Annotated in this window: 17 protein-coding genes and 1 pseudogene; 6 read left to right on the top strand and 12 right to left on the bottom strand. The window is 63.7% G+C overall.

The features are described from left to right. Positions 1–3: 3 nt before the first annotated feature. From ACWTU9_RS30430 to cpaB, 5 genes are read right to left on the bottom strand one after another with little or no spacing between them, the layout of a single operon-like run. Positions 4–1,422 carry a CpaF family protein gene (locus ACWTU9_RS30430; protein ID WP_454574144.1) on the bottom strand — a complete coding sequence of 473 codons (1,419 nt, stop codon included), beginning with the start codon at positions 1,420–1,422 and terminating at the stop codon, positions 4–6. Then, complete coding sequence (locus ACWTU9_RS30435) at positions 1,419–2,633, bottom strand: AAA family ATPase (protein WP_455861548.1); 1,215 nt, start codon at positions 2,631–2,633, stop codon at positions 1,419–1,421. Before ACWTU9_RS30435 ends, ACWTU9_RS30430 begins: the two co-directional genes overlap by 4 nt. Positions 2,634–2,678: 45 nt before the next feature. Further along, positions 2,679–2,945, bottom strand: coding sequence for a hypothetical protein (locus ACWTU9_RS30440; protein ID WP_454574146.1), 267 nt, complete (start codon positions 2,943–2,945; stop codon positions 2,679–2,681). 4 nt (positions 2,946–2,949) lie between these two features. Further along, entirely contained in the window at positions 2,950–4,395 is a 1,446-nt protein-coding gene (locus tag ACWTU9_RS30445) for a type II and III secretion system protein family protein (protein WP_455861549.1), read from the bottom strand. A 32-nt stretch (positions 4,396–4,427) separates the two neighbouring features. After that, a complete protein-coding gene (gene cpaB / locus ACWTU9_RS30450) occupies positions 4,428–5,330 on the bottom strand; it encodes a Flp pilus assembly protein CpaB (protein WP_455861550.1) in 903 nt (300 codons plus the stop codon). Between the two features lie 259 nt (positions 5,331–5,589). Between cpaB and parE the strand changes: the two genes are divergently transcribed. After that, positions 5,590–7,644: a DNA topoisomerase IV subunit B gene (gene parE / locus ACWTU9_RS30455; RefSeq protein ID WP_455861551.1), complete on the top strand. Its 2,055-nt coding sequence runs from the start codon at positions 5,590–5,592 to the stop codon at positions 7,642–7,644. 44 nt (positions 7,645–7,688) lie between these two features. Beyond that, the gene (locus ACWTU9_RS30460) at positions 7,689–9,758 is read left to right on the top strand and encodes an FUSC family protein (RefSeq protein WP_455861552.1); all 2,070 of its coding nucleotides are present in this window, start codon (positions 7,689–7,691) and stop codon (positions 9,756–9,758) included. A 4-nt stretch (positions 9,759–9,762) separates the two neighbouring features. Here the strand turns inward: ACWTU9_RS30460 and ACWTU9_RS30465 are convergent, their stop codons facing one another. After that, positions 9,763–10,884: a DUF2336 domain-containing protein gene (locus tag ACWTU9_RS30465; protein WP_455861553.1), complete on the bottom strand. Its 1,122-nt coding sequence runs from the start codon at positions 10,882–10,884 to the stop codon at positions 9,763–9,765. A 92-nt stretch (positions 10,885–10,976) separates the two neighbouring features. Between ACWTU9_RS30465 and ACWTU9_RS30470 the strand changes: the two genes are divergently transcribed. Beyond that, positions 10,977–11,489, top strand: a complete 513-nt coding sequence (locus ACWTU9_RS30470; protein ID WP_455861570.1) for a MaoC family dehydratase — start codon at positions 10,977–10,979, stop codon at positions 11,487–11,489. Continuing rightward, on the top strand, positions 11,489–12,370 hold the full coding sequence (locus ACWTU9_RS30475) for an HpcH/HpaI aldolase/citrate lyase family protein (protein WP_455861554.1): 882 nt from the start codon (positions 11,489–11,491) through the stop codon (positions 12,368–12,370). Before ACWTU9_RS30470 ends, ACWTU9_RS30475 begins: the two co-directional genes overlap by 1 nt. Positions 12,371–12,451: 81 nt before the next feature. On the opposite strand, the gene ACWTU9_RS30480 is transcribed toward ACWTU9_RS30475, so the two are convergent. Next, on the bottom strand, positions 12,452–13,036 hold the full coding sequence (locus ACWTU9_RS30480; protein WP_454588447.1) for a nitroreductase family protein: 585 nt from the start codon (positions 13,034–13,036) through the stop codon (positions 12,452–12,454). Positions 13,037–13,202: 166 nt separating this feature from the next. Here ACWTU9_RS30480 and ACWTU9_RS30485 point away from each other — a divergent pair, with 166 nt between their 5' ends. Beyond that, positions 13,203–14,168: a hypothetical protein gene (locus ACWTU9_RS30485; protein WP_455861555.1), complete on the top strand. Its 966-nt coding sequence runs from the start codon at positions 13,203–13,205 to the stop codon at positions 14,166–14,168. Between the two features lie 66 nt (positions 14,169–14,234). Here ACWTU9_RS30485 and ACWTU9_RS30490 read toward each other — a convergent pair whose 3' ends face one another. Beyond that, positions 14,235–15,176, bottom strand: coding sequence for a lysophospholipid acyltransferase family protein (locus ACWTU9_RS30490; protein WP_455861556.1), 942 nt, complete (start codon positions 15,174–15,176; stop codon positions 14,235–14,237). Between the two features lie 86 nt (positions 15,177–15,262). Continuing rightward, complete coding sequence (gene thrS, locus ACWTU9_RS30495; protein ID WP_455861557.1) at positions 15,263–17,236, bottom strand: threonine--tRNA ligase; 1,974 nt, start codon at positions 17,234–17,236, stop codon at positions 15,263–15,265. A 156-nt stretch (positions 17,237–17,392) separates the two neighbouring features. On the opposite strand from thrS, the gene ACWTU9_RS30500 reads away from it, so the two are divergent. Continuing rightward, positions 17,393–18,286, top strand: a complete 894-nt coding sequence (locus tag ACWTU9_RS30500) for an SAM-dependent methyltransferase (RefSeq protein WP_455861558.1) — start codon at positions 17,393–17,395, stop codon at positions 18,284–18,286. Positions 18,287–18,292: 6 nt separating this feature from the next. On the opposite strand, the pseudogene blaOXA reads toward ACWTU9_RS30500, so the two are convergent. From blaOXA to ACWTU9_RS30515, 3 genes and pseudogenes are all read right to left on the bottom strand, one after another. After that, positions 18,293–19,100, bottom strand: a pseudogene (gene blaOXA, locus ACWTU9_RS30505) (class D beta-lactamase). 123 nt (positions 19,101–19,223) lie between these two features. After that, the gene (gene yidD / locus ACWTU9_RS30510; protein WP_454588611.1) at positions 19,224–19,598 is read right to left on the bottom strand and encodes a membrane protein insertion efficiency factor YidD; all 375 of its coding nucleotides are present in this window, start codon (positions 19,596–19,598) and stop codon (positions 19,224–19,226) included. Positions 19,599–19,688: 90 nt separating this feature from the next. Continuing rightward, a complete protein-coding gene (locus ACWTU9_RS30515; RefSeq protein ID WP_455861559.1) occupies positions 19,689–19,850 on the bottom strand; it encodes a hypothetical protein in 162 nt (53 codons plus the stop codon). Positions 19,851–19,917: the final 67 nt, after the last annotated feature.

Raw genomic sequence — 19,917 nt, forward strand, 5'->3', positions numbered from 1 at the left:
AGCCTACTCCTGCGGCCGGCCAGGTTCGAAATATTTGCCGGGGAATTCGATGCCCATATTGCGCAGATCCTCAAGAAAGCGCGGGCGAATGCCGGTCGCCTCGTAATGACCGAGGATGGTGCCGTCGGCTTCCATGCCGGTGCGCACGAAGCGGAATATCTCCTGCATCTGGATGACGTCGCCTTCCATGCCGGTCACCTCGGCGACGCTGGTCACCTTGCGCTTGCCGTCGGACAGACGCGTCAGCTGGACAATGAGGTCGAGCGCGCTGGCGATCTGGCTGCGGATCGACTGCACCGTCATCGGCATGCCGGTCATGCCCAGCATCTGCTCTAGGCGTGAAATGGCGTCGCGCGGCGTGTTGGCGTGGATGGTCGCCATCGAACCTTCATGGCCGGTGTTCATCGCCTGCAGCATGTCGAAGGCCTCCTCGCCGCGGCACTCGCCGAGGATGACGCGGTCGGGGCGCATGCGCAGTGCGTTCTTGACCAGGTCGCGCTGCTTCAGCTCGCCATGACCTTCGATGTTGGCGGGGCGCGTTTCCATGCGCGCGACATGCGGCTGCTGCAATTGCAGTTCGGCCGCGTCCTCGATGGTGATCAGCCGTTCGTCTTCGGGAATGAAGGCCGACAATGCGTTGAGCATGGTCGTCTTGCCGGTGCCGGTGCCGCCCGAGATGATGGTGGTCTTGCGGGCATGCACAGCGGCGGCCAGCACCTCGGCCATATTCTGCGTGATGGCGCCGAACTCGACCAGCTTGTGCAGGCCGAGCTTGTTCTTGGAAAACTTGCGGATCGACACCAGCGGCCCGTCGACGCCCACCGGCCGGATGGCGGCATTGAAGCGTGAGCCGTCGAGCATGCGGGCGTCGACCATCGGCTGCGATTCATCGACGCGGCGGCCAACGGCGGCAACGATCTTGTTGATGATGCGCAACAGGTGCGCCTCGTCCTTGAAAGGAATATGGACCTGCTGCAGCTTGCCGCGCTTTTCGACGAAGCAGTTCTGGTGGCCATTGATCAGGATATCGTTGATGTCGGGGTCCTTGAGCAAAGGTTCCAGCGGACCGAGGCCGACCATCTCGTCGACGATGTCGTCGACCAGTGACTCGAGTTCGACGGTGTTGATCGCCATCCGCTCCTGGCGGGTCTTTTCCGACACGAATTCCTGCACCTGCCGGCGCATTTCATCCTTGGGCAGGCGCTCCAGCGCGACAAGGTTTATCTCTTCGAGCAGCAGACGGTGGATGCGCACGCGGGCATCGAGCACCTTGTTGGCGCTTTTTCCCGGTGTTGTATCTGGCTTCGGCGGCAAGGCCTTGCGGATCGTCGGAATGACCACCGCATGATGCGCGACCGGCGCTTCTGCCGGCTTGAGCGGGCGGGCGTCACGGTTCTGCAGGGTCGAGAAGCGGCTGGTCATCCGGCTTTCCTCTTCAGGAGGCCCCTGCCGATGCCGAACAGCGAGCGTGATTTCTCCGGCGTCGCGACGGCTTCTTCCGGCAGGATGATCTTCTTCAGATCGTTGACGACATTGGCGTTCGGGTCGATCTCGTGCAGCGGCACGCCGCGGTCGACCGCTTCACGCACCAGCCGGTAATTGTTGGAGATGCCACCGACGAAATGCTCGCCAAGGATTTCCTGGACATCCGCCTGCTTGATGCCGTTGTCGAACATCTTCTGCTCGAACCGGTTGACGATGACATTCGGCTTCACTTCCTTGCCGGCCGTCTCGTAGACCGCCTGGATCAGCCGCTGCGTATGGCGCAGGCACGGCACCGTCATTTCGGCGACGATGTAGAGCTTGTTCGAGCCGAGCAGCACCGTCTCCGTCCATGGGAACCAGGTGCGCGGCATGTCGATGACGACATTGTCGAAATAGGCCGAGACAAGATCGAGCATGCGCACCACGACATCGGTCTTGAATGACCGCATTTCCGACGGACGCGTAGGCGCGGCCAGCACGCAGAGCCCGCTCGCATGCTTGGACAGCATGACGTCGAGCAGCTGGCGGTCGAGGCGCTCGGGCTGGTTCTCGATTTCGGTGATGTCGAAACGCGGTTCGAGGTCGAGATATTCGGCGCAGGCGCCCTGCTGGAAATTGAGGTCGACCACGCAGGTCGACGCGCCTCGCGTCACCGAATGATGCAGCTGGAAGGCGGTCTGCAGCGCCAGCGTCGTGGTGCCGACGCCGCCCGCGGCCGGCATGAAGGTATAGATCTGCGACTCGGTGTTTTCCTCGCGTCCCGGTCCTTGCAGGGCGCGCACGATCGAACGCACCAGATCGGCCGTGGTGATCGGCTTGACCAGGAAATCGGCGACCTGGAGCTGCACCAGGATGCGCACCGCCGCGGCGTTGAATTCCTGGGTGACGACGACGACCGGAACGCGGCCTTCGAGCCGGCGCATGATCCGCTGCAGCGACTCGATCTCTTCGAGCTTTGCCGCATCCATGTCGACGATGAGCGCGCCGAAATCGGCTTCCTGGACCTCGCCGCGCAGCTCGGAAATGTTCTTCTCGGCGGTCGAAAGCTGGATCACCTCGGAGGCCGCGAAGGCGGTGCGCGTATCCTGTACAAAGGTCCGGTCGCTGGACACCAGCAGGATTTTCTTGGTCTTGATGCCGCTTGCCATTTTGTCAGCCTGTCAGGTCATTCCCGGTCAAAATCGCCAGGCAGATCAATCGGTTGTCGACGTTGGTTGCACGGCCTTGGCACCCGCCGCCTGATCGGCGGCGTTCACCGCCGCCTCACTGCGCTGCGCCGGTACCAGCAGCCTTGTGTTCTGGACGCCGTACTTCCAGGGATCGACCATCTGCATCGCCGTATTGGCAGCTTGCGCGTTGCCGGCGGCGGTCGTCGGCCCCTCGCTGCGGATATAGTCATCGCTGGTGCAACCGCTGGCGAGGCCGGCGAGCAGCAGGGCAGTGCATGGTCCCAGACGCATGGCTTCAATCCTTCGGCAGGTCGAGGAAATGCCCGACCGTGGTGACCGGGGCCGGCTGCGCCGTGCTGCCGCCGGCCATGGCCATTGCACGGTTGGCATCAGACGCTTTCACTTCCTCGGTGTTATTGAGGAAATAGTCGACATTGCTCGCCGGCTGCGTGCCGTCGGTCGGCTCGAGCAACTTCTTCGACGGATCGACCGGCTTGACCAGATAGGGGGTGACGATGATCACCAGATCCGTCTCGCGCCGCTGATAGGATTTCGAGGAGAACAGCGAACCAAGCACCGGCAGCTTGCCGAGGCCGGGAAGACGCGACGTGGTGATGTCGTTCTGCGATTGCAGCAGACCGGCGATCATGAAGCTCTGGCCGTTCTTCAGGTCAACCGAGGTCCTGGCGCGGCGCACGATAAAGCCCGGCACCGAAATCTCACCGATATTGTAGGAGGCCGAGGCATCGATCGAAGATACTTCCGGCGCGATGTCGAGGCTCACCAGCCCGTCCTTCAGCACAGTCGGTGTGAAATCCAGGCTGACGCCGTATTTCTTGTAGCTGACGGAAATCTTGCCATTGTCCTCGGAGACCGGGATCGGGAACTCGCCACCGGCGAGGAAGCTTGCCGTCTGGCCCGAACGGGCGATCAGGTTCGGCTCGGCCAGCCGTCTGGCGAGACCGCGCTCCTCCAGCGCCTTGATGGCGACGTCGATCGACAGGCCGTTCGACAGCAGCCGGCCGATGATCTCGCCATTGCCCGCCGCCGGCACCGCGCCAGGCTCGATGGTGACGTCGCGCCCGCCAAGGCCGTAAGCGAAATTGGCGCTGTATTTGGCGCCGAGATCCTGTCCGGCCTGGCGGTTGATCTCGACGAAGCGGACGTTGAGCTGAACCTGCTGCGAAGAAGAGATGTTGACCGAATTGATCACTTCCTCATTGCCGGAGAAGCGGCTGGCAATCTTGCTTGCCTTCTCGGCCGCGACCGCGTCGTCCGCCTCGCCCGACAGCACGACGCGGCCGTTGGCCGAACCGACCTTGATCTTGGCGTCCGGCACGCTGGCGCGAATGGTGCTGGCCAGCTGGTCGGTGTCCAGCGTCACCTCGATGTCGACGGTGCCGACCAGCTGCTTGTTCTCGTCGAACAGCGCGATGCCGGTGGTGCCGAGATTGTTGCCCAGCACATAGAAGGATTTGTCGGTCAGCGGATTGACGTTGGCGATCTCCGGATCGCCGATGACGATCTGGTAGAAGGCGGCATTGGTCATGATCGTCTTCGGCTTGCCCTTGGCAACCTTGATCGACGCATTCTTGGTCGACGACACATAGACGATGTCGTTGTCTGCCTGGGCCGGCGCGCTGAATCCGAGCATCCCGGCCGCGGCCAGACAAGCCGCCACGGCCAGCGCTCGCATGGCGCGCACGCGTGTCGTCATCCGATATGCACTCAAGTCAGACATTGTCCCGTCCCTCGCCCGGTCCCCACCGGCAGTTATTTCTGGTCCCGCGCAGGAACCTGGTATTCCTCGGCCTGCGTGCCGCGCGTCACGATGACCGTCTTGAATTTCGGCTTCTCCGGCTCCTCCGCGGCGCTGAACAGCGCGCCGGCTGCCGCCTGGACGCCGGAGGCGACCGAGCCGCCGAAGGATGAGATTGTGGTGACGCCGTCCTTTGCGGCACCGCCATCGGCGGACGAGCGGAGCGACAGCGACAAGGTGCCGACGGTGCGCGCGAGCGCCACTTTCTGCGCGCCGTCGGTTGTCACCTCGATGGTCACGGAATTGGCGATCTGCGGTGTGGTCTGGCGCTCGTCGGCGCCCTGCCCGACGGTCAGCACCTTGGCGTCGGAGACGACGATCTCGGAGGTAACGGTCGAGCCCGCCGCCCCTTGCGCGTTCTTGGCCACTTCCTGGATTTCGCCGGCGTCGCGCGTCAGCACCACGTCGACCCGATCGCCCGGCGTTACGAAGCCGCCGACACCGGCGATCTCGTCGGTGCGGATGGTCACCGCCCGCATTCCGGGCGTCATCATGTTGGACAGCGTCGCGCGGCCGTTCGGGCCTGACAGCTTGCTGAGCAGCACCGGCTCGTTGATCTCGATCGGCGACAACACCACGCGGCTGCCATCGGCGAGCAATGCATTGATGGTGGTGAAGGCGCCCTGGGGCACGGATTCTTCCGACCACGGGATTTCGGTGAGCTGTGCGCGGTCGAGTTCCATGCCGTAACGCAGCGGCGCATTGGCCACCACAATGGTCTTGAACTCAACTTTTGGGGTCACGGGCGCCGGGATCGCCGCCGTCTTTTCCTCGGCATCGGTCCTGGCCTGGCTCTTGACCCAGAAATCCGCGGCAAAGATCGAGATCGCGCCGAAAACGGCGGCGATGCCGATCATCGTTATGGCCCTGCCCCTCACAACTAAACCCCTGACGCATGTGGTCTTTTGTTTGTTGAGGCCCACGCTAGGCCGCATAGTTAAAGATTCAGGAATCCCGGCCGGTCCGAACGGACCTATTTCTGCCGGCTTGGTTATCGAAAGGTTTTAGGATAAGAAGGGGTTAAATCCCCGAACGTAACAGGAACTTCCGTCGCTTGGCGCTGAAAAGCGTGGCAGTATCGACGGGTGATTCGCGGCACCGGATTCAATGGCAGGCATGGACGACAACAACGATCTTTTCGGCAATCTGGAAAAGCAGCCGCAACCGACCCGGACAACAGCGCGCCCGGCTGATCCACTGGTGCAGGCCACGAAACGTGCTGTTGCGACCAAGGATGGTAGCGAAGGTTATAGCGCCGCCGACATCGAAGTGCTGGAAGGGCTGGAGCCGGTCCGGCGCCGGCCGGGCATGTATATTGGCGGCACCGACGACAAGGCGATGCACCATCTGTTCGCCGAGGTCATCGACAATTCGATGGACGAGGCGGTCGCCGGCCATGCCACCTTCATCGATGTCGAGCTTTCGGCCGACGGGTTTCTGACCGTTACCGACAATGGCCGCGGCATCCCGGTCGATCCGCATCCGAAATTCAAGAAGCCGGCGCTCGAAGTCATCATGACGACGCTGCATTCGGGCGGCAAATTCGACTCCAAGGTTTATGAGACCTCGGGCGGCCTGCACGGCGTCGGCGTCTCCGTCGTCAATGCGCTGTCCGACCATCTCGAGGTCGAGGTCGCGCGAGGTCGCCAGCTCTACCGCCAAAGATTCTCCCGTGGCGTTCCGGTGAGCGGGCTGGAGCAACTCGGCGAAGTGCACAACCGGCGCGGCACTAGGATCCGCTTCCATCCTGACGAGCAGATTTTTGGCAAGGGCGCCGCCTTCGAGCCGGCGCGGCTTTACCGCATGACGCGCTCGAAAGCCTATCTGTTCGGCGGCGTCGAAATCCGCTGGAGCTGCGATCCGTCGCTGATCAAGGAAAAGGATCAGACGCCGGCCAAGGCGGAGTTCCATTTCCCGGGCGGCCTGAAGGACTACCTCAAGGCATCGCTCGGCGACGACTTCCAGGTGACGCGCGAAATCTTCGCCGGCAAGAGCGAGAAACAGGGCGGCCACGGCTCGCTCGAATGGGCGGTGACCTGGTTCGGTGGCGACGGCTTCATCAATTCCTACTGCAACACCATCCCGACCGGCGAAGGCGGCACGCATGAGGCCGGCTTCCGCAACGTGCTGACGCGGGGCTTACGCGCCTATGCCGACCTCATCGGCAACAAGCGCGCCTCGATCGTCACCTCCGAAGACGTCATGATCTCGGCAGCAGGAATGTTGTCGGTGTTCATCCGCGAGCCGGAATTCGTCGGCCAGACCAAGGACAGGCTGGCGACGATCGAGGCCATTCGCATTGTCGAGACCGCCATCCGCGATCCCTTCGACCACTGGCTGGCCGACAATCCGCAGGAAGCGTCGAAGCTGCTCGAATGGGTGATCGCGCGCGCCGACGAGCGCGTGCGCCGGCGCCAGGAAAAGGAAGTGTCGCGCAAGAGCGCGGTGCGCAAGCTCAGGCTGCCCGGCAAGCTCGCCGACTGCACGCAAAACGCCGCAGCGGGCGCGGAGTTGTTCATCGTCGAAGGCGACTCGGCCGGCGGCTCGGCCAAACAGGCGCGCGACCGCGCCAGCCAGGCGGTGCTGCCGCTGCGCGGCAAAATCCTCAACGTCGCCAGCGCCGGCAACGACAAGCTGGCCGCCAACCAGCAGATCTCGGACCTGATCCAGGCCCTCGGCTGCGGCACGCGCTCGAAATATCGCGACGAGGATTTGCGCTACGACCGCGTAATCATCATGACGGACGCCGATGTCGACGGCGCCCACATCGCCTCGCTGCTGATCACCTTCTTCTACCAGGAGATGCCAAACCTGGTGAATGGCGGCCATCTCTATCTGGCGGTGCCGCCGCTCTATTCGATCCGGCAGGGCGGCAAGGTCGCCTATGCCCGTGACGATGCGCACAAGGACGAGCTGTTGCGCACCGAATTCACCGGCCGCGCCAAGGTCGAAATCGGTCGCTTCAAGGGCCTGGGCGAGATGATGGCCTCGCAGCTCAAGGAAACCACCATGGATCCGAGGAAGCGTACCCTGCTCAGGGTCGATGTGATCGATGCCGTGGCCGCGACAAAGGATACGGTCGACGCGCTGATGGGTACCAAGCCCGAGGCGCGCTTCCGCTTCATCCAGGAACGCGCCGAATTCGCCGAGACGGAAGTGCTGGATATCTAGGCGCCGGCCGGTCTAGCCTGCGCTTCCGATACGGAGACCAGCTTGTGATCTGGGCGCGGCTGAAGAGCTACTTCGAAACCAGTTTGGCTGGCCTGACGCAGCCGACACGCTCGGACTGGATTTTCGCGCTGCGCACCGTCTCGGCCGGTCTGATCGCGCTTCTCGTTGCCTACGCGCTGAAACTCGACCACCCGCAATGGGCGATGATGACGGTTTTCATCGTCGCCCAGCCGGTCGCCGGCATGGTGCTGGCGAAAGGTTTTTACCGGCTGCTCGGCACTCTTGCGGGTGGGCTTGCGGCGATCGGAATCACCTCGGTTTTCGGTGCCAATCCCTGGCTTCTGGTCACGGCGCTGTCCGTCTGGATAGGGCTGTGCACGCTGGTTTCGTCGGTGCTGCGCAACCCGGAAGCCTATGGCGCAGCGCTTGCCGGCTATACCGCGATGATCATCGGGCTCCCTGCCTTCGGCCAGCCGCATGTGATCGTCGATCTCGCTGTCGCACGTTGCGCCGAGATCGTGCTCGGCATCGTCTGCGCCGGGCTGACCAGCCGGCTGATCCTGCCCAAGCTGGCCGCCGACGCGATCATTTCGCGGCTGAAGCGTAGCATCGTCGACCTTGCCACCTATGCCGGCGGCGCTTTTTCAGGCGGCGACCCGGCGACGCTGGCCGGCCTGCACCGCAAGCTGGTTGCCGACGCCCAGACGCTGGCCGAGATGCGCACCTATGCCCGGCTCGAAGCGCCGAGCTTCGCCACCCGCGCCCATCCGGTGCGCCGCACCATCGGCCAGCTTCTGTCGGCGCTGTCGGCGGCACGCGCGCTGCATTCGCACGCCGCGCCGAAAAACGCCGCGCTCATTCCGGTGCGCTCCGAACTGCAGTCGTTGGTCAGCGAACTGGCAGCCACGCCCGAAGCGCTCGACGACACGTCGCCATGGGTGACGCGGCTCGATGCGATCGCCGGCAAGGCCCGGCAAATGCCCGACGCCTCGACCGATCAAGGCAGCGACCGGGTCGGCACCATAACGCGCCTCACCATCGCCGCCGATTTCGCCGAAGCCTTCAAGCAGGTGCTGCGCGGTCTCGACGCTTTGCGCGCGCCAGTGACGCGCCCAGATCAGGGCAACAGGCAGCCGCCAGCGCTGGTGGTGCATCGCGACTACCCCGGCGCTTCGCGCAATGCCATCCGCGCCGCCCTTGCCACGCTGGCGGTCGCCGCCTTCTGGCTGACGACGAAATGGTCCGACGCCGCCGGCACCCTCATTCTCGTTGCCGTCGTCTCCAGTCTTTTCGCTGCGCGGCCAGACCCCGTGCAGGTGTCCTGGGGCTTCTTCAAGGGAACGCTGCTCGCTTTGCCCTTTGCCTTCCTTGTCGGCCAGGTCGCGCTGCCTGCCCTGCCCGGCTTCGGCTGGTTCACGCTGTTTGTCGTACCGATCCTGATACCGACGGCGCTGGGCATGGCCAATCCGCGGACTGTCGGCGTGGCGACGGCCTTTGCCATCAATTTCCTCGCCTTCCTCAGCCCACACCAGGCGATGACCTATGCTCCAGGCCCGTTCTTCGCCGGCTCGGCGTCGGTGCTGGTCGGCATCCTGCTGGCGATCGGCGTCTTCATCGTGGTGCTGCCCGCCGACCCATGGCTCGCGGCCAACCGCATCGTGCGCGCCATGCGCGAGGATTTGGCCCGGCTTTGCCTGCATGAGCGGGTGCCGCGGCGCTCGGCCTTCGAGAGCCTGGCCTATGACCGGATCAATCAGCTGATGCCGCTGTTGCAGAATGCCGGCAGGAAAGGCGATGCCATCCTGGGCGGCGGCGTCGCCGCCGTCACCGTCGGCCTCGAAATCCTGCGGTTGCGCGCCGCGCAGCAAAGCCCGGCCATTCCTTCCGAAACCGCGCTTTCGATCACCAATTTTCTGCGCGGCCTGGCGCGTGAACTGCTGTTTCGCACACCCGGCGACCCGCAGACGGCGACCGTCGCTGTCGCCCGGCAATATGCAGCCGGCCTGAGCGAGCGCAGCGGCAGTGCCGACACGCTGCAGATCGCAGCCTCGCTGCGCATCATCGCCGCCGCGATCGAGGATTTCCCGGATTTTTTCGCGAAGGATCGGGGTTAGGATGTCAGGCCGCGGCGATCGCCAGCGCGTGGCCACGCGCGTTTTCGCGCAGCGCGTCGAGATGGATAGACTTGACGAGGCCGGCGAGATCGCCCTCGGTGGACTGACCGCCCAATTCCTTCAGCATCAGCCAGCTGACTTCCTGCACGCCGGCGACGCGCTTGCCGTTGGCGACTTCGCGCCAGATCTTGAGCGCCCGCAGAATGATGCCATGGGTGGGCGCGGCAAGGCCGGCGCCGCGAAACAGCGCCTGCAGTGCAACGTCCTGTCCGCCGGCAAGCAGCGCCCGCACCCGCTGCTCCGACTGCTGGCTGAGCGCGACCAGGGTCGAGCCGAAGAAGTCGACCTTGCCATGTGCAATCGTGCGGATGATGAAGCTTGCGGTCAGGTCGCCGCGCAGACGCAGATGCTCGATGAGCGCCGCATGTTCCTCGGTGCGCGTGCCTTCGACCAGCCGAACCGAAGCCTTTACGCAGGCATCGCGCGTGACGCGCTCGGCTCTGGCCGCCCCCATCAGCGCCATCACCAGCGGTGAACCCTTCAGCGTTTCGCCGAGCTTGACCAGCAGCATGTGCCGGCAGTCGGCAGGCAGCCTGACATCGGTAACCATAGCCTCACGCAAATGCGCGATATGGCCATGCCGCTCGGCCATGCGGCGAAAGCTGAGCGACGCGATATCGGCGCCGTCATTGGCGAGCAGCGCAGCACATGCTTCCGGTTCGCCGATCTCGGCGATGGCCGCGGCAACCGCCATCGAGACGACCGGCCGGTCGGCGATCAGTTTTTGCGTCGCCTTGTGGCCGGCCGCAACACGGTCGATCAGGTCGGCATCGGTGAGCAGCGGCGAGCGCGCCAGCACCAGGGCTGCCACTTCCGGCTGGTCGGAGGCGAGCGCGCTGATAATCTGCAGCGGGGCATGGTGGCTCATGGACAGCGCCTCGGCCAGCGCCAGCCGCACCTTCGACGAGGCGTCGTCGAGCAGCAGCGTCAGTGCCGCCTCGGCGGCGCAGCGGTCCTCGAAAGGCAGGTCGGAATTGATATAGGCGCGGGCCAGCGCGCTCGCCGCCGCGGCACGCTCCGAGACCCTCGCCGTGTAGATCCATTTGAGAAAATGCGAGACAACCATACTGCCTGCTTGCGCCCCTAGCCGGAAAGCTTCCGGCCGCAGGAATGACCTTAGGCAGAAAAGGTTTACGAACGGTTCACCATGTTTATTAACTGGCTTGCGGGTGGCATGGGCAGCGCCTATCAACCGTCAGGCAGCAGAGGAGAACAACGATGGCCGGGCTTTATCTCGAAGAGTTCGTCGTCGGCCATGTCTTCCGGCACACGCTGCGCAAGACCATCACCGAAAGCGACAACATGCTGTTTTCGGTGATGACGCTGAACCCGCAGCCGCTGCATATCGACTTCGATTTCGCCGCCAAAACCGAATGGGGCAAGCCGCTGGTCAATTCACTCTTCACGCTCGGCCTGATGATCGGCATCTCCGTCAATGACATCACCGTCGGCACTACGGTCGCCAATCTCGGCATGAAGGAAACGGTGTTCCCGCACCCGGTCTTCCACGGCGACACCGTCCGTGTCGAGACGACGGTGCTCTCGGTCAGGGACTCGAAATCGAAGCCGGATCGCGGCATCGTCGAGTTCGAGCATCGCGCCTACAATCAAAACGACGTGCTCGTCGCCAAATGCACGCGCCAGGCGATGATGATGAAAAAGGCGGCCTGATGCGCTCGCTGCTGTTTGTGCCCGGCGATTCCGAAAAGAAGCTGGAGAAAGGCTTTGGCGCCGGCGCCGATGTGGTCATCGTCGATCTTGAGGATTCCGTTGCGCCACAACACAAGGCGACGGCGCGCGAGATCGCCGCACGCTTCATTGCCGGCAACAGACAGCAGACAAGCGCCGCCATTTATGTCCGCGTCAATGACCTCTCGACCGGATTGACCGACGACGATCTGGCAGTGCTGGTGGCAGTCAAACCCGACGGCATCATGCTGCCGAAGTCGAACAGCGGCCAGGACGTGCAGCAGCTCTCCGCAAAGCTCCGTGTGCACGAAGCCGAAAACGGATTGCCAGACGGTGGCATAAGAATCCTGCCGATTATCACTGAAACGGCTACCGGGGTGCTTGCCGCCGCGACCTATGCCGGGGCAAGCGCCCGGCTTGCCGGCCTCACCTGGGGCGCGGAGGATCTGTCGGCGGCGATTGGCGCGCGCGCGGCGCGCGACGACAACGGCCGCTACACCGATGTCTTCCGCTTCGCCCGCACCATGACCATCCTCGCCGCCGGCGCGGCCGAAGTCGCGGCGATCGACACGGTCTTCCCCGCCTTTCGTGACGTGGCTGCCTTCGAAGCGGAATGCATCGAAGCCGAGCGTGACGGCTTTACCGGCAAGATGGCGATCCACCCGGCGCAAGTGCCGGTCATCAACGCTGCCTTCACGCCGTCGGCCGAGGCGATTGAACGATCGCAGGCCATCGTCGCAGCGTTCGAAGCCGCCGGAAATCCCGGTGTGGTCGGCATTGACGGCAAGATGTACGACCGGCCGCATCTTCGGCTGGCCGAGCGGCTCCTGGCCCGGGCCGGCGCTGCGGGCGTTTCTGCCTAATCCCGTTGAGTGTGACGCCGCCCAACGGTCGCTCATCGGCGCGGATCCGCCGGCTCACGACGGCACGCGCCCGCAGGCCATTCAGCCGTTCCATGGTCCCGCATAATCCGCATAGAGCTTTGCCGGATCAGGCCGCGGCCGTTCCGGCGCCGGCCCCTGGTAGGAGCCGATATGGATGAAACCGACGACGCGTTCCTGCGGCGCCAGGCCCAGCATCACCCTGGCCTCCGGCACGTCGGAATACCAGTTGCTTATCATGTTGGTGCCATAGCCCAGCGCATTGGCCGCAATCATCAGGTTCATCGCCGCCATGCCGCCGGACAGGAACATTTCCCATTGCGGGATTTTCGGGTTTTCTTTCGGGCTGGAGACCACGCCGATCACCAGCGGCGCGCGCGAAAACCGCGCCAGTTCCTGGTTGCGGCGGTTTTCCGGCAGCGGCCCTTCGCGCTGCTCGGCAAGGGCGGCCAGCTTCCTGCCGATCTCGACGCGCGCCTCGCCACGATAGAGGATGAAGCGCCAGGGCTCCAGCCGGCCATGGTCGGGCACCCGCGTCGCGGCGGCGATCATCGTCGCGATATCGGCGTCGCTTGGCGCCGGTTCCTTCAATTCAGGAATCGGTGCTGAGTTTCGGGTCAGCAGGAAGTCGATGATCGGCGACACCATGGGGGCCTAGTCTCCTAAAGCACTCGATTTTGAGCTGAAGCGCGCCGTTGCGGATCGGGGCGGCTCGGGCATTGGCGCGGACATGCCGAACGAAAGAGCCAGGCGCCAAGGCGGATCGGACTCTTAAGCCTTGAAATTGCCACCGCCTTGGGCTTCAACGCAAGGCATGTTTGAGGGGACATTGCGCCTTTTCCTGATTTGGCTCGCCGCCGCGCTGTTGATGGTGCCGGCTTCAATGGCCATGGCGCAGAACGCCGACGGCATCTCCAATCTGAAACTCCCCGACATTTCGAGCTATGCCACGCCCAGGAACGATACGTCGCTGGCGCTCGGTGGCGGTGGCGCCATCACGCTCTCGGCCCAGCTGACCGACAAGGGCGCCGACATCACGCGCGGCATCGTCTGGCGCGTCTTCAAGCCCGAAGCCTCCAGCGACGGCAAGCTGCCGATGGTCGCTTCGGCGCATGGCGGCATCGCCGTATTTCAGCTCCAACCCGGCAGCTATCTCGTCCATGCGTCCTACGGGCGCGCCGGCGCCACCAAGCGCATCACCGTCGGCAAGGACGCCAAGCGCGAGAGCCTGGTGCTCGATGCCGGGGGCCTGAAACTAGACGCGGTGCTGTCGGGCGGCGTGCGCATTCCGTCGAAAAAGCTGCGTTTTTCCATCTATGAGGGCACCGCCGAGGCCAATGGCGACCGCGCCTTGATCATCCCCGATGTCGCGCCGAACAGCGTCGTGCGGCTCAACGCCGGCGTCTACCATGTCGTCTCCACCTATGGCGCGGTGAATGCCGTCATCCGCTCCGACATCCGCGTCGAGGCCGGAAAACTGACCGAAGCCACGGTCGAGCATCGTGCGGCGGAGATGACCATGAAGCTGGTGCGCGAAACCGGCGGCGAGGCCATCGCCGATACATCCTGGTCGCTGCTCAACGAATCCGGCGACCCGATCAAGGAAGCCGTCGGCGCCTTCGCCTCGATGGTGCTGGCCGAAGGTCAGTACACCATCATCGCCAAGAACCGCGATCGCATCTACCAGAAGGATTTCACCGTCGTCGCCGGCCAGAACCAGGAAATCGAGGTCCTGGCCACAGAGGCATCGGCCATCGACCCCGAGGAAGGCGCCGACTGACCGGCGCAAAGGAGGGCGGGGTCAAACGGCGGGTTTCGGTTCACTATCGCCGGCAACCGCGCTGCCTCAGGCCGCCTTGCGCATCCGTTTTGGCAGGAAAGGCACGCGTCCGCGCTGGGCTCTTGGCGTCGAGAGGTCGAACACCGATCGGTACAGGCGATCGAGCAGCGCCTTGCGGTCGCGCAACGGGGCAAGCTCGTCCCAACGCAGCACATCGCCGACACGCACCTCGATGGCCTTGCCCGACAGCCGCGCGAACTCGCGGACAAGCAGGGAAAGCCGCAGCGTCAACGATGCCTTGCCGATCAGCTTGGCCACGCGGTTGTCACGCTCGGCCATATTCATCGGGCCGCTGACGAGATGGAACAGGCGACCGTTCTGGCCGGAAAAATGCATTGGGATAACCGAGGCCTTGGCCTCCTGGACGAGCTTGGCCGGAAACATCTTCCACGGAAGGTCAATGGCGCGGCCGAAAACCTTGGGCGCCGTGGCGACACCACCGGCGGGAAAGATCACGATGGTGACCCCTTCCTTCAACAGGCGCACGGCCTCGTGCCGCACAGCCATGTTGTTCTTCAGTGCGTCCTTGGTCTCGGAAAAGTCGATCGGCAGCGAATACGGTTCCATCTCGCGGATCCTGAGCAGATCCTTGTGGATCATGACGCGGAACGGACGCTCGAGCTGCTCGGCCAGCGACAAGACGGCAATGCCGTCACCGATGCCGAACGGATGGTTGGCGACGATCACCAGCGGCGTGTCCGGCAGCTTCGCCGGCGGCCATTGATCGGCGCTGCGCACCTTGACGTCGATCAGTTCCAGCATGCGGCTGAACACGCGCTCGCCGCTCGACACCACCTGGCGGCGCCAGAAATCATAAAGCGCAGCATACCGGTCGCGGCCGGACATGCCTTCGATGGAGTGGATGAACCAGCGCGTCAGCGCCGGCTGGCTGGCATTGGCATAGGAGAGCTCGGGAAACGGTCTTTCCCGCATCTTCAGCTTGAGCATGGATGGCTCGTTACAGGTTTGGCGTGACAGGCATGTGAAAATGGCGGTGGATCGCTCCACCGCCATGTCGTGCGAGATATCGGCGCTCAGGCCGCGCGGCGTTTGCGGTCGGGCGACACCGCCTCGTCGGCAAGCTGCTTGAGCGCATCGGCCAGCGTGAGCGATTGCTGGTCGCGGGAGCCGAGCCGGCGGATGTTGACCGTCTCTTCTTCCGCCTCGCGCTTGCCGCAGACGAGGATAACCGGAACCTTGGCCAGCGAATGCTCGCGGACCTTGTAATTGATCTTCTCGTTGCGCAGATCGGCTTCGGCGATAAGCCCCGCCGCCTTCAGCTGCGCCACGACCTTCGTCGCGTAGTCGTCGGCGTCCGAGGTGATCGTCGCCACCACCACCTGCAGCGGCGCGAACCACAGCGGGAAATGGCCGGAATAGTGCTCGGTCAGGATGCCGAGGAAGCGCTCCATCGAGCCACAGATGGCGCGGTGCACCATCACCGGCTGCTTCTTTTCCGAATCCGAGCCGATGTAGAAGGCGCCAAAGCGCTCCGGCAGGTTGAAGTCGACCTGCGTGGTGCCGCACTGCCATTCGCGGCCGATGGCATCCTTCAGCACATATTCGAATTTCGGCCCGTAGAAAGCGCCTTCGCCCGGATTGATCGAGGTCTGGATGCGGTTGCCCGACCGTGTCCTGATCGTGTCCAGCACGCCGCTCATGATCGCCTCGGCATGATCCCAGGCCTCGTCGGTGCCGACGCGCTTGTCGGGCCGCGTCGACAGTTTGACGCTGACGTGGTCGAAGCCGAAATCGGCATAGGTCGACAGGATCAGCTCGTTGATGCGCAGGCATTCCGATGCCAGCTGCTCCTCGGTGCAGAAGATATGCGCATCGTCCTGCGTGAAACCGCGCACGCGCATCAGCCCGTGCAGCGCGCCGGACGGTTCGTAGCGATGGACATTGCCGAATTCCGCAAGCTTTACGGGCAGATCGCGATAGGATTTCAACCCATGCTTGAATATCTGCACATGGCCCGGACAGTTCATCGGCTTGAGCGCGAAGACGCGGTCGTCGTCAGTATCGTCGCCGGCCACCGTCACCTTGAACATGGCGTCGCGATACCAGCCCCAATGGCCCGATGTCTCCCACAGGCTCTTGTCCAGAACCTGTGGCGCGTTGACCTCCTGGTAGCCCTGCTCATCGAGGCGGCGGCGCATGTAGTTGACCAGGTTCTGGAACATCTTCCAGCCCTTGGCGTGCCAGAAGACGACGCCCGGTCCCTCTTCCTGGAAATGAAACAGGTCCATCTCGCGGCCGAGTTTCCTGTGGTCGCGCTTCTCGGCCTCTTCCAGCATCGTCTGGTAGGCGTCGAGCTCAGTCTGCTCGGCCCAGGCCGTACCATAGATGCGGGTCAGCATCGGGTTGTTCGAATCGCCGCGCCAATAGGCGCCAGCCACCTTCATCAGTTTGAAGGCGTTGCCGATCTGCCCGGTCGAGGCCATGTGCGGACCGCGGCAGAGGTCGAACCAGTCGCCCTGGGCGTAGATCTTGAGATCCTGGTCCTCGGGAATGGCGTCGATCAGCTCCAGCTTGTAGCGCTCGCCCTTGTCGGCAAAGACCTTTTTCGCCTTGTCGCGCGACCAGACTTCCTTGGTGAACGGCTTGTTGCGCGCGATGATCTCGCGCATTTTCTTTTCGATCACTGGGAAATCGTCAGGCGTGAATGGCTCGTTGCGGGCGAAGTCGTAGTAGAATCCGTTCTCGATCACCGGCCCGATGGTCACCTGCGTTCCCGGCCACAGTTCCTGCACGGCTTCCGCCAGCACATGCGCCGCATCATGGCGGATGAGCTCCAATGCACGCGGATCGGTGCGGGTGATTATCTCTACCTTGCCGGACTTGCCGAGCGGATCGGAGAGGTCGCGCACGGTGCCATCGATGGCATAGGCGACGGCTTTTTTGGCCAGCGACTTCGAGATCGATTCGGCAAGAGCAGCACCGGTCATCGCGGCGTCATAGTCGCGGACGGAGCCATCGGGAAATGTGAGGGAAACGGAATTCAGCATCAGGTATCTCCTATCCAGTCCCGCAAACGAGCGCGGGTGGTAAAATGAGCCGGAGGCGCCAATTGGACTGACGACAACAGCGGGCGGGTTTTAGAGGCAGCACGGTAAGAGGTAAAGAGCCGTCGTTGGCGCAGCCGTCAGGAAATGTCGCCACTGATGTCGCAGTCCGGTCGCGAAGGCTTGCGATTTTTCCCGGCACAGGTTGAAATCATAGAAATGGAAGACGCACTACCCAGCCGAACCGCCCTGCGCGTCTCGCGCCTGAGGGCTCTTAACCAGATCTCACCGCAGGCAGGACTGTTTCGCGATCCCTACGCGATCGCGATTCTGGGGGAAGCGGCGCCTGCAGCGCAGGAACTTGAGCAGGAAGACGAGCACGACCGGCGCATGCGCCTGTTCGTGGCCGCACGTGCCCGCCTTGCCGAAGACTGGCTGGCTGCGGCGGTGCGCCGCGGTACCAGTCAACTGGTGGTGCTTGGCGCCGGTCTCGACACGTTTGCGCTACGCAATCCCTACCCCGACCTCACTGTGTTCGAAGTCGATCATCCGGCAACGCAGGCCTGGAAACGCAAATGCTTCGCCGAGGCCGGCCTTGCCGAGCCGCCGGCCACCACATTCGTGCCGGTCAATTTCGAGCGCCAGCGCCTGGCCGACGAACTGGCATTGGCCGGCCTGAAGCCGACCGAGCCCTGTTTCTTCATCTGGCTGGGCGTCGTGCCTTACCTGACGCAGGAAGCGATCTTCGGCACGCTGTCCTGGATTGCCGGCATTCCCGGATCGGAGGTCGTCTTCGACTACAGCGAGCCGGCAGAGAACCGCGATGCGGCGGGACAGGAAGCCCTGTCCTTCCATGCGGCGCGCGTCGCCGCTGTCGGCGAGCCGTGGATCAGCTTCTTCGTCCCCAGCGCACTGGCCAAATCTCTTCGCGAGCTCGGTTTCGATGAGATCGAGGATTTGGAAAGCCGCGATATTTTCGCCCGCTTTTCCAAGGCGCCGAAGACAGACACGAATTCCGGCGGTCACCTCATGCGTGCCCGCCGAAACAGCTGAAATCGCTCACTTCACCAGCTGCGGCAGGTCCTTCAGGAACGCTGCGCGCGTCGCAGGGCCTTTGGCGTGTCGATCGGTTTGGTATCGACGACAAGCCGGGCAAAGACGATCCGGCGGCCGTCCTTTTGCGCCCAGCCCACGAACCAGCCGAGCGAGCGCTTGCCGTCCTTGCCGAGCCTGGTGCTGCCTGTCTTGCCCTGGACGGTCCAGTCGCCGGCCTGGAAACTCGGCAGGATGGCGCGGGTCATCTCATGTGCCTTGGCAGAAACCGGCATTTTGTCGGCAAGCAACCGGCGCAGGAAAGCTGTCTGCTCGACCGGCGATAGAGCGAGGAATTTATCCAGGATTGCGTGAGCCCGTTGTCCTTGCCGGCATCGCCCGAGACATCCGAATTGCCGTAGCCGAATGTCGAGACTTAACCGGCGAATTTCTCAGCTCCGAGCCGGCGCACGATCTCGCGCGAATACCACACGATCGAGTCGCGCTCCCAGATCGTCGGGTCGACCGTTTTGTGGTCGCGCTTCACGGCCTTGAACTCGGGCTTGTAGTCCCAGCTCGGCGTATGCGTGTCGCTCAGGATGCCGCTGTCGTAACCGATCAGCGCCAGCGGCACCTTGAAGGTCGACGCCGGGCTGACGCGCTGGTCGCAGACGCCGTGCTGATAAAGCGTCGCGCCGCTGGTCGCGTCCTGGATCAGCGTGCATTGGACATCGCCGAGCGGCGCCGATTGCGCCCGCATGGGAAATCCCAAGAACCAGGCCAGCAGGAACAGGACCGCGGCAATGATGAAGGGATGGGTTTCGATACGGCGCATACGAGCTCTCCTGGGGAATGACCATGAGGCGCTTAGCGAAGTGTCTTGGCTCGATTTTGACTCAAATGCGCAGTCTTTGTGCAGGCCGTTGTTAACCCTACCGGATCGTAAACGCGTCTGCCGTCAGGCCTCCGCTTCGCCGCGCTTCCTGCCGATCTGCCAGTAACGCCACGGCATGAACCAGACATAGCGCGGGGCGAGCGCCTCCGGCACGCGGTCGATACCGTGCGTCCCGAATGGCCCGCAGCGCAGCACGCGGAAAAGGCCCATCCAACTGCCGGCCCAAAGGCCGTGGCGAGCGATCGCCTCATGCGCGTATTCGGAACAGGTCGGCAGATGCCGGCAGGAATTGCCGACAAAGCCCGACAGCGTCAATTGATAGAGCCGTACCAGCGATGTGCCGAGAATGCGGCCGGGCGTTCTGCGCCAGGGCCCGGGCCAGTTGCGCCCGCGCCGGACCGGCCCAGCGACATGCGCATGCCGATGCTCGTCGCCCACCACTTGCTCCGTTTCGCGTTTCCAAGCCGATAGATGTGAGCTTCGGCTGGCAAACGCAATCCCATTCACGCACTCGCCTCTTTGTCGGCTTCATGGTCGCGAGCGGCGAAACGGGTGCCGCTCAGCCGGCGTCGCCCAGCGACTGACGCTCGCCGGCCGCTGCTCACGGCACCGGTCATGCCGTCTCTCGCCATGCCATTGAAACGTCGCGATCCGCATCACATCGCCGAAGATTTCCAGAAACTGGATCATGTCCGTATCTCCTTTGAGAGCGAATTAGACGCCCACTGGTCTTCGCCTTCAAACGAGTATAATTTCC

It is taken from the genome of Mesorhizobium sp. 128a (assembly GCF_053848025.1).

What these genes read in the sequence shown, in the direction of transcription:
- ACWTU9_RS30430 (WP_454574144.1), bottom strand. Translation starts at nt 1,422, where the DNA reads ATGACCAGCCGCTTCTCGACCCTGCAGAACCGTGACGCCCGCCCGCTC.
- ACWTU9_RS30435 (WP_455861548.1), bottom strand. Translation starts at nt 2,633, where the DNA reads ATGGCAAGCGGCATCAAGACCAAGAAAATCCTGCTGGTGTCCAGCGAC.
- ACWTU9_RS30440 (WP_454574146.1), bottom strand. Translation starts at nt 2,945, where the DNA reads ATGCGTCTGGGACCATGCACTGCCCTGCTGCTCGCCGGCCTCGCCAGC.
- ACWTU9_RS30445 (WP_455861549.1), bottom strand. Translation starts at nt 4,395, where the DNA reads ATGTCTGACTTGAGTGCATATCGGATGACGACACGCGTGCGCGCCATG.
- cpaB (WP_455861550.1), bottom strand. Translation starts at nt 5,330, where the DNA reads ATGATCGGCATCGCCGCCGTTTTCGGCGCGATCTCGATCTTTGCCGCG.
- parE (WP_455861551.1), top strand. Translation starts at nt 5,590, where the DNA reads ATGGACGACAACAACGATCTTTTCGGCAATCTGGAAAAGCAGCCGCAA.
- ACWTU9_RS30465 (WP_455861553.1), bottom strand. Translation starts at nt 10,884, where the DNA reads ATGGTTGTCTCGCATTTTCTCAAATGGATCTACACGGCGAGGGTCTCG.
- ACWTU9_RS30475 (WP_455861554.1), top strand. Translation starts at nt 11,489, where the DNA reads ATGCGCTCGCTGCTGTTTGTGCCCGGCGATTCCGAAAAGAAGCTGGAG.
- ACWTU9_RS30480 (WP_454588447.1), bottom strand. Translation starts at nt 13,036, where the DNA reads ATGGTGTCGCCGATCATCGACTTCCTGCTGACCCGAAACTCAGCACCG.
- ACWTU9_RS30485 (WP_455861555.1), top strand. Translation starts at nt 13,203, where the DNA reads ATGTTTGAGGGGACATTGCGCCTTTTCCTGATTTGGCTCGCCGCCGCG.
- ACWTU9_RS30490 (WP_455861556.1), bottom strand. Translation starts at nt 15,176, where the DNA reads ATGCTCAAGCTGAAGATGCGGGAAAGACCGTTTCCCGAGCTCTCCTAT.
- thrS (WP_455861557.1), bottom strand. Translation starts at nt 17,236, where the DNA reads ATGCTGAATTCCGTTTCCCTCACATTTCCCGATGGCTCCGTCCGCGAC.
- ACWTU9_RS30500 (WP_455861558.1), top strand. Translation starts at nt 17,393, where the DNA reads ATGTCGCAGTCCGGTCGCGAAGGCTTGCGATTTTTCCCGGCACAGGTT.
- ACWTU9_RS30515 (WP_455861559.1), bottom strand. Translation starts at nt 19,850, where the DNA reads ATGATCCAGTTTCTGGAAATCTTCGGCGATGTGATGCGGATCGCGACG.